Origin of the sequence: Streptococcus sp. HMSC066F10, assembly GCF_001813805.1 — a bacterium.
GTDB classification, from domain to species: domain Bacteria; phylum Bacillota; class Bacilli; order Lactobacillales; family Streptococcaceae; genus Streptococcus; species Streptococcus vaginalis.
On the sequence record NZ_KV813964.1, the window covers coordinates 1 to 12,957 of the forward strand.

The 12,957-nt window shown below is 39.5% G+C and carries 14 protein-coding genes and 1 tRNA gene; 3 read left to right on the plus strand and 12 right to left on the minus strand.

The window, feature by feature from the left end:
• Positions 1-164 precede the first annotated feature (164 nt).
• Positions 165-404: a hypothetical protein gene (locus tag HMPREF2933_RS03540; protein WP_022526394.1), complete on the plus strand. Its 240-nt coding sequence runs from the start codon at positions 165-167 to the stop codon at positions 402-404.
• Between the two features lie 15 nt (positions 405-419).
• Positions 420-490, plus strand: a tRNA-Cys gene (locus HMPREF2933_RS03545).
• Positions 491-705: 215 nt separating this feature from the next.
• Here the strand turns inward: HMPREF2933_RS03545 and nusG are convergent.
• The 4 genes from nusG to pbp2a form a co-directional block, all read right to left on the minus strand.
• Entirely contained in the window at positions 706-1,242 is a 537-nt protein-coding gene (gene nusG / locus HMPREF2933_RS03550) for a transcription termination/antitermination protein NusG (protein WP_003027329.1), read from the minus strand.
• 144 nt (positions 1,243-1,386) lie between these two features.
• Positions 1,387-1,563 carry a preprotein translocase subunit SecE gene (gene secE, locus HMPREF2933_RS03555; protein WP_003071100.1) on the minus strand — a complete coding sequence of 59 codons (177 nt, stop codon included), beginning with the start codon at positions 1,561-1,563 and terminating at the stop codon, positions 1,387-1,389.
• Between the two features lie 9 nt (positions 1,564-1,572).
• Positions 1,573-1,725, minus strand: coding sequence for a 50S ribosomal protein L33 (gene rpmG / locus HMPREF2933_RS09660; protein WP_003074882.1), 153 nt, complete (start codon positions 1,723-1,725; stop codon positions 1,573-1,575).
• A gap of 49 nt (positions 1,726-1,774) precedes the next feature.
• On the minus strand, positions 1,775-3,994 hold the full coding sequence (pbp2a, locus tag HMPREF2933_RS03560; RefSeq protein WP_024051460.1) for a penicillin-binding protein PBP2A: 2,220 nt from the start codon (positions 3,992-3,994) through the stop codon (positions 1,775-1,777).
• Between the two features lie 137 nt (positions 3,995-4,131).
• Between pbp2a and HMPREF2933_RS03565 the strand changes: the two genes are divergently transcribed.
• Complete coding sequence (locus tag HMPREF2933_RS03565) at positions 4,132-4,992, plus strand: RluA family pseudouridine synthase (RefSeq protein WP_024051461.1); 861 nt, start codon at positions 4,132-4,134, stop codon at positions 4,990-4,992.
• A 337-nt stretch (positions 4,993-5,329) separates the two neighbouring features.
• Here the strand turns inward: HMPREF2933_RS03565 and HMPREF2933_RS03570 are convergent, their stop codons facing one another.
• The 8 genes from HMPREF2933_RS03570 to HMPREF2933_RS09965 form a co-directional block, all read right to left on the minus strand.
• Positions 5,330-5,539, minus strand: a complete 210-nt coding sequence (locus tag HMPREF2933_RS03570; RefSeq protein WP_024051462.1) for a heavy-metal-associated domain-containing protein — start codon at positions 5,537-5,539, stop codon at positions 5,330-5,332.
• A 12-nt stretch (positions 5,540-5,551) separates the two neighbouring features.
• A complete protein-coding gene (locus HMPREF2933_RS03575) occupies positions 5,552-7,804 on the minus strand; it encodes a heavy metal translocating P-type ATPase (RefSeq protein ID WP_070672499.1) in 2,253 nt (750 codons plus the stop codon).
• Between the two features lie 3 nt (positions 7,805-7,807).
• The gene (locus HMPREF2933_RS03580; protein WP_024051464.1) at positions 7,808-8,275 is read right to left on the minus strand and encodes a CopY/TcrY family copper transport repressor; all 468 of its coding nucleotides are present in this window, start codon (positions 8,273-8,275) and stop codon (positions 7,808-7,810) included.
• Positions 8,276-8,418: 143 nt separating this feature from the next.
• On the minus strand, positions 8,419-9,921 hold the full coding sequence (locus tag HMPREF2933_RS03585; protein WP_070654332.1) for a zinc ABC transporter substrate-binding protein AdcA: 1,503 nt from the start codon (positions 9,919-9,921) through the stop codon (positions 8,419-8,421).
• A 9-nt stretch (positions 9,922-9,930) separates the two neighbouring features.
• The gene (locus HMPREF2933_RS03590; RefSeq protein WP_024051466.1) at positions 9,931-10,737 is read right to left on the minus strand and encodes a metal ABC transporter permease; all 807 of its coding nucleotides are present in this window, start codon (positions 10,735-10,737) and stop codon (positions 9,931-9,933) included.
• A complete protein-coding gene (locus HMPREF2933_RS03595; protein ID WP_024051467.1) occupies positions 10,730-11,434 on the minus strand; it encodes a metal ABC transporter ATP-binding protein in 705 nt (234 codons plus the stop codon). Before HMPREF2933_RS03595 ends, HMPREF2933_RS03590 begins: the two co-directional genes overlap by 8 nt.
• On the minus strand, positions 11,431-11,874 hold the full coding sequence (locus tag HMPREF2933_RS03600) for a zinc-dependent MarR family transcriptional regulator (protein ID WP_024051468.1): 444 nt from the start codon (positions 11,872-11,874) through the stop codon (positions 11,431-11,433). Before HMPREF2933_RS03600 ends, HMPREF2933_RS03595 begins: the two co-directional genes overlap by 4 nt.
• A 226-nt stretch (positions 11,875-12,100) precedes the next feature.
• Positions 12,101-12,625: a hypothetical protein gene (locus tag HMPREF2933_RS09965; protein ID WP_142350997.1), complete on the minus strand. Its 525-nt coding sequence runs from the start codon at positions 12,623-12,625 to the stop codon at positions 12,101-12,103.
• Positions 12,626-12,957 lie beyond the last annotated feature (332 nt).

Sequence of the window (12,957 nt, forward strand, 5' to 3'; positions counted from 1 at the left end):
TTATTTTTCTTAAACTTTTTCTTCCAATTTGATAGCTGGCAACATTTATTTGTTTTTGTTAAAGAAGTTCCCATAGCCAAAAATACAAACATTTAATTTTAGAAATGTCATATGAGATGGATATAATTATTAAAAAAAGGAAGCAAGTAACGAGAAATTAACTTATGACTTCTTTACTTTTAGGAAGATGGTGGCTGATATTTTTGAAGTCAGTTGGTTCAGCTAAACAAGTTTATCTTATTGTTACCTTAACTAAAGCAAGAAAAACTATCAATCCAACCTTTTCTTTGGCTTATCAAAATGATAATTTCACCACTTTAATGATTAAATTTAATCGGAAAACACTAAAATTTTACAAAGAGAAACCAATCTACACTCTTGACGAAAACGATTTTTTAGGATAAAATAATAAACGTTGTGGCGGTATAGCCAAGTGGTAAGGCACGGCTCTGCAAAAGCTTGATCGTCGGTTCAAATCCGTCTACCGCCTTTCAGTACCTGACTTATCAGGAATTAACCGAATGAAAAGCCCGTAAAGTCGGGCTTTTTTATTTTTTTGTTCGGTTAAATTAGGTCAAATATAATGAAGTTGGTGGATGAATTTGAGGCAAACATTTTCAACAAGAGTTTATTTTTCATCAAAATAGCACAAAAAATGAGCCAAAACCAATAACTATAAAAATTGATTTCTAGCTCACTTTTTGATTATAATTCAGCAATTTGGTTTAGATTTACTTCGGCAACTGTATCATTCCCGAATAGCGAAATAATCATTTTCACTTTGTTGTTGTCAATTTCGGTGATTTTACCCGTATAATCTGCAAAAGCGCCGTCAATGATACGTACGGTATCGCCAACTTTCACATCAATATCAAATTCTTGAACGGTTTGTCCCATTGAAATCAAGATTTGGCGAATTTCCTCTTCCAAAAGCGGTGTTGGTTTAGAGCGGTTTCCATGTGAGCCGACAAAGCCTGTTACGTTTGGTGTGTTCCGTACGACGAACCATGCTTCGTCTGTCATCACCATTTCTACCAAGACGTAACCTGGGAAACGATTTTCTTCAACTTCTTTGGTTTTTCCGTTTTTCTCCACTTGTACCGTTTGCGTTGGAATTTCTACGCGCAAAATATTTTCCAACATATTATAGGTTTGTGCACGTTGTAAAAGATTTTCTTTTACTTTATTTTCATACCCTGAGTATGTCTGCAAGACAAACCAGCCTTTATCAAAACTGTCCATGAGTTCTTCCTTTCCTAAATAAAAAAGCCTGTGGGCTTCGGTTTCTTTCTAGCCCTATTATACCATAAAAATAGCCAATGCAACCTTTTAACTGCTATTTTTTACAATAAAAACCTACTTGACAAATAGCAAGCAGGTTAAAAATTAAAAGATATTTAACAATCGTACTAAACCTCTTGTAACAAAGAGATCGAAAAGATAAATAATAACAACAAAGAAAGCGGTGTATTCCATGACTGAGATAAAATCTATCCAGCTTTGCTTTCTAGTTGGCCAAGTTGTATCTTTTAACACTTGAAATGTATCTCTGATGAATTTCACAACTTTCTCCTATCTAGTTTCTTTATGAATTGTATATTTACTGCAATGTTTACAATATTTATTTACTTCCAGACGTTTTGGTTTTGGCGTACTACTCAATTTGATTGAATAGTTTCTCGATCCACAAACCGTACACGCCAGACTCGCTTTTTTTAGTGCCATAACGCCTCCATCTTGTTTATTATATCAAGAAAGCCCATTTTTGACAAGTCTATTGGAACCAACTCTTAACCGTGTCCCAAAAATTCTGTGCTTTTTCAGGAATCTTAGCATCGTCAATTGCTTTCTTAGCTTGGTCAACCAAATTCTTAGCTTTATCTTGCACATCTTTCAAGACATCTGAACGATTGTCACTTTGATTCGTAGTGTTATTTGTACCACTCGTATCAACCGGTGCAATACCATTTTTTGCATAGGCATTTTCATCACCGAACTTCGTACCCTTTGTATACGGTAAGATACTATTTGCCACACTTCGGAAAATAGCTGAAGCTTCATTGGCACTTGTGCCTGTCAGATAATGATTTTCATCTGTCTTTGGAAAACCTAACCACTGACTGATAACCACATCTGGCGTGTAACCAATAACCCATTGGTCTCCTGATAAATCTGGGTTAAAGTCAGTCTCTGTCGTCCCTGTCTTCCCAGCCATGTCATAGCCGTAAGGAGCTGCATAAACACCTGTACCATTGGTAAATGTTCCCAGCATCATACTAGTCATTTTTTCTGTTGTTGAGCGGTTGAGCACTCGGGTCGAGGTGGATTTATGAGTTTTAACGACTTGTCTACTAGCATTTTCAATTTTGGTAATCAAATGAGCATCATTCATAACACCATTATTTGCAAAAGTCGAGTAGGCTTGTGCCATTTGTAGCGGATTGGTTGTTACGCCACTACCGAGAGCCACCCCAAGAGTCTGATCCACTTTATCCATATTCAAGCCAAATTTTTTACCATATTCAAAAACTTTTTTCAGTCCCAATTCATTAGCAGCAGCAACCGCTGGAATATTTAAGGATTGCGCTAAAGCCTGATACATTGGCACAGTCGGACTGGATTGAATCCCAGCATAGTTATTCACGGTGTAATTTCCATACGTTGTTGTACTATTATCCAATTCTTTATTGATGGACCAACCTGCTGCAACTGCAGGGCTGTAAACCGCCAAGGGCTTAATGGTAGAGCCCGGACTTCTTGAAGATTGTGTGGCATAGTTAAAACTTCTAAAACCAGCACTGGTACTATTGATTTGGCCGACAAGAGCACGAACACTACCTGTCTTTGGATCAAGTGCTACACTTCCTGATTGAGCTCGTGTACCATCTGCTGCTTGTGGAAATAAATCTTTACGGTCATAAATGACTTGCATGCTAGCTTGGTAATTTTGATCGAGCTCTGTGTAAATGCGATAGCCGTTATTGACAATATCAGCTTCTGTTAAGCCATAATCTCGCACTGCTTCATTGATAACCGCATCAAAGTAAGACGGATAACGATAATCTGCCGATTTTCCTGTATAAGTATCTACCAGTTGACTACCTAAACCATTTGCTGCTGCTTGGTTTGCAGTATTTTGATTGATATAACCTGCTGCTACCATATTTTGTAAAACGGTATTGCGTCGATTCGTTGCGTTTTTTATAGAAGCAAGCGGATTATATAGTTCCGGTCCTTTGAGCATTCCTGCTAAAGTAGCAGATTGGTCGAGGGTCAACTGACTGGCAGATACGCCGAAGTACTTTTTAGAGGCATCTTCTACACCCCACACACCATTCCCAAAGTAAGAATTGTTGAGGTACATAGTGAGAATCTGATTCTTACTATATTTCTTGGTTAACTCTAAGGCGAGGAAAAATTCCTTTGCTTTCCGCTCAATAGTCTGATCTTGAGACAAGTAAGCATTTTTGGCTAATTGCTGCGTAATGGTGGATCCACCACCCGAACGTCCCGCTGTCAAAATCGCCATGATAAAACGACCATAGTTAATCCCACTATTTTTATAAAAAGAACGGTCTTCTGTCGCAATGACAGCATGTTGCAAATTTGGACTAATCTGGGACAACTCTACGTAAGTTCCCTTTTGCCCTGACAAACTTCCAGCTTTTTTGCCGTCCTTATCATAAATAGCTGTTGTTGCTTTCAAAGCATTCTGCAAATCATTCACATTAGTGGATTTGGCAACATAAAAGAGATAGCCTCCTGTCACCAAACCAAAACCAAGTCCCAAAATCAAGACAATCTTCGTCAGGTGATAGCGACGCCAAAATCGACGAAATGGGTGTTGAGAAATCGGCTTTTTCCGACTTTTTCCAGACCGGCTCAAATGTGATTCGCTTTCTTCCACCTCTGTCACCTCTTGATGGTGGCGCTCAGGACTGTCCTTTTTAAAATGATTCACTACTATTTCAAATAATTCACTCAATTTTTTCATATCCCTATTCTATCACCTTCTCCATATCCAGACAAGAAAGGACCTCTTATCAAGCGTTTCGTTTAGAAAACTTTAAGAAATTGTTCAAGAGTTAGCTGACTATTTGCAATCATCTACTATTTTGTTACAATAAAATCATGCATTTTACAATTACGATTCCACAAGGTCTACCAGAGATGACAGTCAAAGAACTGCTGGAAGAACATTTTTTGATTCCACGGAAGATTCGCCATTTTTTGCGTATCAAAAAACATGTCTTCGTCAATCAAAAAGCGATTAACTGGCAGAGCATTATCCACCCACATGATAAAATTACATTGATTTTTGACGAAGAAGATTATCCAGAAAAGTCTATTTTAATGGGCAAAGCTAATCTTGTGGAAGAATTATACCAAGATGAACACATCATCATTGTCAATAAACCTGAAGGTATGAAAACACATGCCAATGAACCGGCAGAGCTGGCGCTTTTAAATCATGTCTCTGCTTATGTTGGAAGTACGTGCTATGTCGTTCATCGCTTGGACAAGGAAACTAGTGGGGCTGTCCTTTTTGCTAAAAATCCTTTTATCTTGCCAATCTTAAATCGATTGCTAGAAAACAAGGAAATTTCGCGTGAATATTGGGCTTTGGTACAAGGAGTATTCCAAAAAAAACGTCAAATCTATACAGATAAAATCGGGCGTGACCGTCACGATCGGCGAAAACGGCTAGTGGATAACAAAAACGGGCAATACGCTGAAACGCAGGTCAATAAGCTCAAAGAAATTGGAAACAACACCCTTATCAAGTGTCTACTTAAAACTGGGCGAACTCATCAAATCCGTGTACACCTTGCTCATCATGGGCATCCTATCGTTGGCGATCCATTGTACAATCCGCAAAAAGCAAAACGTCTCATGCTCCATGCTCATCGCTTAACGTTCACACATCCTTTTACGCTTGAAAAAATTAGTGTCGAAGCCAGCTCTCAGAGCTTTGAGAAAGGATTGATTTAAAAATAATGGGACTACGAACTAAAAATTGAAAATTTTTAGTTCGTAGTCCCACCCCCGCAAGGGTGCTTAAACAGTTATCAAGCTGTTTAAGGTTGTAGATGAAGAAAACGAAGTTTTCGTCAAACGTACTCTTCCGAGCTTGAAAAGCGAACAGCTTTGATACTTGCTTCGCAAGTTTTATCTGCCACCTCAAAGCAGTGCTTTGAGCAATCATAGTGGCTTGCTGTGCAAGGCTGATTTCCCGCCTTCAACAATTCAGTGAATTGTTGAAGCTACGTTATTCGTTTATTACTAATTCTAATAGAAACTGGGACACTTTTTGCCCAGCCTCATTTTTCTATGCAACAGTAACAACTTTATAAATTGTTTTAGCAAGTGCCACCTGATAATCTTCTGCACTGTGAGTGTGATCGGTCGTGACAGTAGCAACCTTTGTATCTAAATCAATTTGGACATCCGATACACCTTCTAATTTTAGGAAGTGCTCAGTGACGTGTTTTACGCAATTTTGACAAGATATATTTTCTAAAGTAACAATTTGTTTCATGATGAGCTCCTTTTATAATTTTATTTTAAAGCGCCGCAAACGTAGTGCATTGGTAACGACAGAAACAGAGCTAAAGCTCATGGCAAGGCCGGCTAGCATAGGATTAAGCAGCGGACCGCCAAATACATATAAGAAACCCATTGCGATTGGTATTCCTAAGGTATTGTAGGCAAAAGCCCAGAAAAGATTTTCTTTGATATTTTTAATCGTGGCTTGACTGAGGCGAATGGCTGTCACCACATCTAAAAGGTCGCTGTGCATCAAAACAATGTCGGCTGAGTCAATAGCCACATCCGTTCCAGAACCAATCGCAATCCCGACTTCAGCTTGCACCAGAGCAGGTGCATCATTGATCCCGTCACCCACCATGGCAACCTTTTTCCCCTGCGCTTGCAAATTCTTGACGATATCTGCTTTGCCGTCCGGAAATACTCCTGCAATGACTTGATTGACACCAGCTTCTCTTGCAATGGCTTGAGCTGTTTCCTCACGGTCCCCTGTCAGCATCACCACTTCTAAGCCCATTTTTTGCAATTCAGCAATAGCTTTACAGCTATTTTTTTTGATTTGGTCAGCGACTGCTATCAGCCCAACCAATTGTCTATCCAAAGCAACAAACATAGCCGTCTTTCCTTGATGCGATAAGAAAATCAAGTCAGAGATATATTCTCCGAGCTCGACTTGGTATTGTCTCATTAAGTTTTCATTCCCAATTAGAATTTCTTGAGCTTTTACTTGAGCTATAATCCCTTTACCTGAAATCGCTTGAAAATCTGTTACCGATGCTAATGGTATAGCTTCCGCTTTAGCGACTTCTAAAATAGCAATTGCCAGCGGATGTTCTGAATGTTGCTCACTACTTGCAAGCGAATGTAGCAATTCTTCCCGTGTGACATCACCAAAAGTCAACGCATCCGTCAAACTTGGCTTCCCTTCTGTAATCGTACCTGTCTTATCCAGAACGACAACATCTACCAAATGAGTCGCTTCAAGAGCCTGCCCCGACTTAATCAAGACGCCATTTTCAGCACCCTTCCCCGTGCCGACCATAATAGCCGTCGGAGTAGCTAGCCCAAGCGCGCAGGGACAAGCAATGACCAACACCGCAATAAAGATAGAAAGCGAGAATTGCAAACTTTCTCCCGCCAGAAAATACCACAACAAAGCTGCTAAAACTGCCAAACTCAAGACAATTGGTACAAAATAGAGCGAGATCTTATCTGCCATAGCCGCAATAGGCGCTTTCGAGCCTTGCGCTTCCTCTACCAAATGAACAATCTGAGCTAAAGTTGTGTCCGAACCGACTTTAGTTGCTTCATAGTCAATAGAACCCGTTTGATTCATAGTGGCACTGGTAATCACATCTCCGACATTTTTTTCGACAGGAACACTTTCACCTGTCATCATGGACTCATCTACATAGGTCTGTCCAGAGATAACCATACCGTCTACCGGCATACGTTCTCCCGGTTTAATCCGCACAATATCTCCAACCTTGATGTCTTCTGTATCAATTGTTACGACTTCGCCATAGCGAATAACGGTCGCTTGGTCGGGTACCAAACTCATCAAACTTTGAATCGCTTGTGAGGTTCGACCCTTGGCATTGGCTTCCAGATATTTCCCCAGTAAAACAAGAGTGATAATCACACCAACTGATTCAAAATACAACTGGTGTACAAAAGTATGATGCCCCAGTAAAACTTGAACGACCGAGTACAAACTATACAGAAAGGCTGAACTCGTTCCTACAGCAATCAAACTATCCATGTTTGGATGCCGTTTTACCAAATTCCGAAAACCACGTACATAAAAACCGCGACCAACCCAAATCGCTGGCAAAGTAAGGAAAAATTGCGCCAATACAAAGGCAATGGGATGCGTCATGTGATCTAAAAAGGAGGGTAACGGCAAGCCAATCATGCTCCCCATTGAAATATAGAGGAGTGGCACGGTCGCTCCTGCCGCAAACCAAATCTGACGCGCCATTTGGCGCACATTTTCTTGCTTTTCAGTGACTTGCTTCGCATAATCAGACTGCCTTTGTTCTCCCTTTTCTGTCGCTTGGTAGCCCGCTTCTTTCACAGCGTCTAAGACTTGCTCGCTTGCAAATCCTTCTTTGGGAAAAACTGTCAATTTTTCCGTCGCCAAGTTCACCGTGGCTTCTTCTACTGTTGACAAATCGTTGACGACCATTTCAATGGTCATCGCACAAGCTGCACAGGTCATGCCGGATAATTTATACTCTTTTTTGTCTTTTTCCATTTCTTACTCCGCCATTTTCGATTGATTCGTGTCATCTTGACAATGCGCGCCACAAGTACATTGACCTGGTGGACAATTGCACTGAATCGTCTCCGGTGCTTGTACCTGCTTTTCTTTTACAACATCTAGGATTCGAGACAAATCTATTTGACTGAATTGATTGCTTTCTAGTATTGAAACTACTAAATCACCATGCTTGGTATTGCACATATTACCAAGCAAGGTACGCCAACTATTTTCCAAGTGTTCATCTTCTAAAATTAACGCATCATAGTAAAATTTCCCCTCAATCTTTTCCATTGAAATAAACTCTTTGGTTTTCAGACGATTAAGTAAGGTTTTAACAGTAGCCGGTTTCCAATCAAAATCAGCTTCTAAACGCTCCACCACCTCAGTACTTCTGCTATGAGGATACGCCCACAAAACACGCATAACTTGCCATTCTGCCTGACTAATATTTTGTTGTTCCATTTTGTTTCATCTCTTTTTTGATTACAATTGTAATTTTCGATTCTTTTATAGTTTACATCTGTAATCAGAGTTTGTCAAGCAAAAAAATCGAGAAGATTGCTCAACTCGATTTTTCTCTTTCTGTATAAAAATTTGTGGTTTTATCAATGCGCAAGCATTTCTTGAGCGATTTCTTGTCCACTTAATTTCGTTGGGTAGTAAGTTGGCCAATTTTCTAATTCGTTAAAGAGGGCTTCTTGGCTTTCACCGCCGTAGAAGATATGGAAATGCGCTGCTTTCGTTGGTGCAATATTATGGTCGCTAAACTGAACATATTTATACTTACCTGCATCTGGGTCTGTCGCTTCAAACATGAAACGCACGCCTCGGTTTCCTTTAGAGTACGTCAATGTATGCTTACCAACATATTTATAAGTATATTTCTTCTTTTGTCCGTTGACTACAAATTCCATAGTCTTATCTGTGATATTGATATGAGACACATCTGTCTTGTAGCCTTTTTCATAATACGCTTTGTACTCAGTAGCTGTCATCTTACCGCTTAATTTTGCTTTGTAATCAAAGACTTGGTCTAAAGTTCCATCTTGCAAATATGGATAAACGGATTGCCATTGACCTGCATAGTCAGACAACGTACGGTCTTTGACAGCACTATCTTCAAAGTAGCCATTTTGTACAGTCTTTGTATTTTTTTCTTTTTCAGCAGAAATTTCAGTACCAGCTTGATCTGTCGTCTTTTTCAAAGCTTTCAAGTTTGATTGCATGATGGAAATGTAGTCTGCTCCATCTTTTGTTTGCTTTTCAGTTAAACTTTCAAGCGGATTAAGCACATCTAACTTCACACCCGTTTCTTTTGCCAAAGTAGATGCCAGTGCTTGAGAAGCATTTTCTTCAAAGTAAATGTACTTGATATTGTTTTTCTTAATATATTTTGTCAATTCAGCCAAACGTGCCGCTGAAGGCTCACTATCTGGTGAAAGTCCTGAAATAGGCACTTGCTTCAAACCGTAGTCTAACGCTAAATAACGAAAGGCTGCGTGCTGTGTCACAAAGCTCTTTTGTTTGGCATTTGCCAATCCCGCTGTGTATTCCTTATCCAGAGTTTCTAATTTCTTAATGTAAGCTGCTGCGTTCTTTTGGAAAGTCGCTTTCTTATCGGGATAGCGTTTACTTAAGCTGTCACGAATATTTTCCACCATTTTAATAGCACGTTTTGGTGATAACCATACATGAGGATCGTATTCATGATGATGTCCTTCTTTACCATGATCATGATCTCCTTCCTCTTCTGTACTAGGAAGTAGCAACATCTTCCCAGTCGCCTTCACCACATTCACTTTACCTTTTTTCAAGGTTTTAAGCAATTTTGGTACCCAAGTTTCCATATTTTCATTTTCATATACAAAAGCATCTGCATCTTGAATCGTTGCAACTGCTTTGGCAGAAGGCTCGTATTCGTGCGGTTCTGTTCCTGCACCAATCAAGAGTTTGACATTGGCAGTATCGCCTGCTACTTGCTTGGTAAATTCATAAACTGGGTAAAATGTTGTGACAACATTTAATTTCCCATTTGCACTTTTTTGATTGGAACAAGCCACTAAAAAGAGACTTAGTAAGCTTGCTACTAATAGACCAATTTTCTTCATTTTTCACTCCTATTTGATAAATTTTTTTAATAGATTCACTATTAAAAATACACCGACAAAAATAATCGTAATACTTGCACTGGCTGGCGTTTCAGCATAGTAAGAAATATACAATCCAGCAATCATACCTACAAATCCAATAAAATTCGCTAATAAAATGACCGACTTGAAATTTTTCCCAAGTCGCAAAGCAATACTTGCCGGCAACACCATAATGGTCGATACCAACAGCGCACCTGCCGCTGGAATCATGAGAGCAATGGCAACACCTGTCACGATATTAAATAGAATAGACATAGTACGCACAGGTAGACCGTCCACAAAGGCTGTATCTTCATCAAAGGTCAAAATATACATTGGCCGAATGAAGAGAAAAGTCAACACAAGTACAATCGCCGCAATAACAAACAGCGAAATCACCTGCTCCGTACTAATCGTAACAATAGAACCAAACAAATATTGGTCTAGGCTCATGGAACTGGAGCTTTTGCCCCTGCTCATCACAATCAAAGCAATAGCAAGTCCTGTCGACATTAAAATGGCTGTTCCGATCTCCATGAAATCTTTGTAGATAGTGCGCAAATATTCTAGAAAAACTGCCGCAATCATCACGATAATGACTGTTGAAATTGTAGGTGAAATACCCAATACCAAGCCAAATGCAACTCCTGAAAGCGACACATGACTAAGTGTATCACTCATTAAACTTTGACGACGTAGAATTAAAAACGTTCCTAACACAGGTGAGAACAAACTCATAGCAATCACAGCCAGAAAAGCCCGTTGCATAAAATCATAAGTTAGTAAATTAAACATGGCTCACCTCCTGATCACTCTCGTGAACATTGAAGCACCGCCATGGCGAATCTTGATTTCGCACCAAATGAATATTGCGGTCCGCATATTTTCTAACTTCCTCTGGATCATGCGTAATCATCAGCACAGCCTTGCCGTGCCGATGCGCACTATGGTGCATTAAATCATAAAATTCATCCTTGCTACCAGCATCCATCCCCGTTGTCGGCTCATCCAAGACAAAAATATCCGGATCCGAAGCAAACATTCGTGCAATGACCGCCCGCTGCTTTTGCCCACCCGAAAGCGAGCCAATCCGCTTGTCTCGATGTTCCCACATGCCAACGGCGCCCAGACTGACCTTGATATGTTCTTCATCATGCGCATTCAAACGACGAAACCATCCTTTACGCGGATACCGACCTGATTTAACAAATTCATAGACGGTGCTTGGAAAACCCGCATTAAAACTAGCGATTTGCTGCGGCAGATAAGCAATCCGCAACTTCTTGCCAGCTGTATTCGTCTTAGAAATCGTCACCTTACCAAATCGAGGCTGCAAAATCCCAAGACTAGCCTTGATCAAGGTCGTTTTTGCTGCTCCATTTTCACCTGTCAAAGTCACAAACTCACCACTATCCACATAATAGTTAATATGCTCCAACACAGGCTCTTTGTCATAATAGAAGGACAAATCTTCAACTGTGATATATCTCATTTTCCGATTTCTCCTACTAAGGTTCCCAAGAATTTTTGAATGGTTGCTTGCTCATTAGGAGTGTATTGATTGGCGATTTTTTCGTAAATTTCCAATGTATGCTGATGATGCTGATGATGCTCCGCGGCAACTGGCTTCGCTAATTCTGTCAACCGATAAAAAATAACACGCGCATCTTTCTGATCCTTGAAGGGTTCTAGCAGTTCTTGTTTGATGAGCGATTTGATAGCCTTTGTTACAGCTGCCTGACTGACGTTTAAGCACTTTGCTAACTCTGAGTTTGTCAATGACTCCTCAGACAGCAACATTAAGATGTGCTCTTGGGTATTTGTCAAAGGCATTTCACTTGTACAAGAACCAATCAAAATCTCATGCTGATTCTCGGCTTTTAAAATGATTTCATTTAAGAAATGATCCATTTCATGTGCTAATTGACTCATGTTGCTCCTTTTCTGATTAACCAGTTAATTCTTTACTAGTTAAGTATATCATAAAAAAAAAAAGAGTCAAGTGAAAATTTCAGCTTCTCTCCTATCAAAAAAGGCTTGAATATCATTTCAAACCTTTATATAGCTTCTTTCGCGTTCGTTTTTTCCACGAAAATGGCTCTGAATCTTCTTTAGGATGCTTCAACCCTTCAAATCCAGTACCTTCTAAACTAGTAACTCATTTATTTGCCAAGCTTTTGATATAGTCTTTCGTTCCATCTCGGATAAATTCCTGCGGTGACGCACCATTCAACCATAACAAGTTTGTATGTGGCTGCCAAACAAAGTAATACGAAACACCCGTTTCCACCGAACGGTACTGCAAAAAATGAACACTCTTCTTACTCACCCAGCTATTTACTAATAAATAGAGCTGCTGCCGATACAACATCTTCTCACCTTTATAAAAGATTTTCAAAGAAAGAGTTGAATAATAAATCGTCTGACTCTCTGTTTTCCGAATGAGAAGGTAACTTCCTATCGGAGAATCCGTTGAATCCGTCGGAAAAATATAAGGTAAAAGGAAAAATAAAGCCGGATACAAAACAAAAATGGATAGCACACGCCACATCTCACATAAAATACTTCTCCGAAACACAAAAGTTACAACACGAGATAGACTGATAGAAGTCAGTGCTATGACTAGTACCGAAAGAACAAACTTTTTCAATACTCGCAGTACATTTCCAATCTGAATTCTCAAAGAATGAGTTCTTACCATCACCTGGGAAGCAAGCAATATCTTTTGTTGGTACAAGCCATATCGTTTTAAACATTCATCATGCGTATGATTTCCCATATAAAGAATCAACCTTGTTTGATGGAGCGTATCAGCGTAGTAAACGTGACTCTGATATGACTAAAATAAAGGGTGAAAATTTGTCTGATGGTTTTGAAGAGTAAGTTAAAAAAGTATCGTGCTAGATATAATTTAAATCAAGAAGAATTAGCAAACAATGTTGGTGCTTCTAGGCAAATGAAAAGTCTTATTGAAAGAGAAAAAATTAGACTTGTTCGGTAACTCAAAAGTGGTAT

Excerpts from the sequence above, each read along its gene's own strand:
- HMPREF2933_RS03600 (WP_024051468.1), bottom strand. The coding sequence starts at position 11,874 with ATGAGTCAATTAGCACATGAAATGGATCATTTCTTAAATGAAATCATT.
- HMPREF2933_RS03590 (WP_024051466.1), bottom strand. The coding sequence starts at position 10,737 with ATGTTTAATTTACTAACTTATGATTTTATGCAACGGGCTTTTCTGGCT.
- HMPREF2933_RS03540 (WP_022526394.1), top strand. The coding sequence starts at position 165 with ATGACTTCTTTACTTTTAGGAAGATGGTGGCTGATATTTTTGAAGTCA.
- HMPREF2933_RS03575 (WP_070672499.1), bottom strand. The coding sequence starts at position 7,804 with ATGGAAAAAGACAAAAAAGAGTATAAATTATCCGGCATGACCTGTGCA.
- rpmG (WP_003074882.1), bottom strand. The coding sequence starts at position 1,725 with ATGGCACTAAAAAAAGCGAGTCTGGCGTGTACGGTTTGTGGATCGAGA.
- HMPREF2933_RS03565 (WP_024051461.1), top strand. The coding sequence starts at position 4,132 with ATGCATTTTACAATTACGATTCCACAAGGTCTACCAGAGATGACAGTC.
- HMPREF2933_RS03580 (WP_024051464.1), bottom strand. The coding sequence starts at position 8,275 with ATGGAACAACAAAATATTAGTCAGGCAGAATGGCAAGTTATGCGTGTT.
- pbp2a (WP_024051460.1), bottom strand. The coding sequence starts at position 3,994 with ATGAAAAAATTGAGTGAATTATTTGAAATAGTAGTGAATCATTTTAAA.
- HMPREF2933_RS03570 (WP_024051462.1), bottom strand. The coding sequence starts at position 5,539 with ATGAAACAAATTGTTACTTTAGAAAATATATCTTGTCAAAATTGCGTA.
- HMPREF2933_RS03585 (WP_070654332.1), bottom strand. The coding sequence starts at position 9,921 with ATGAAGAAAATTGGTCTATTAGTAGCAAGCTTACTAAGTCTCTTTTTA.
- HMPREF2933_RS03595 (WP_024051467.1), bottom strand. The coding sequence starts at position 11,434 with ATGAGATATATCACAGTTGAAGATTTGTCCTTCTATTATGACAAAGAG.
- nusG (WP_003027329.1), bottom strand. The coding sequence starts at position 1,242 with ATGGACAGTTTTGATAAAGGCTGGTTTGTCTTGCAGACATACTCAGGG.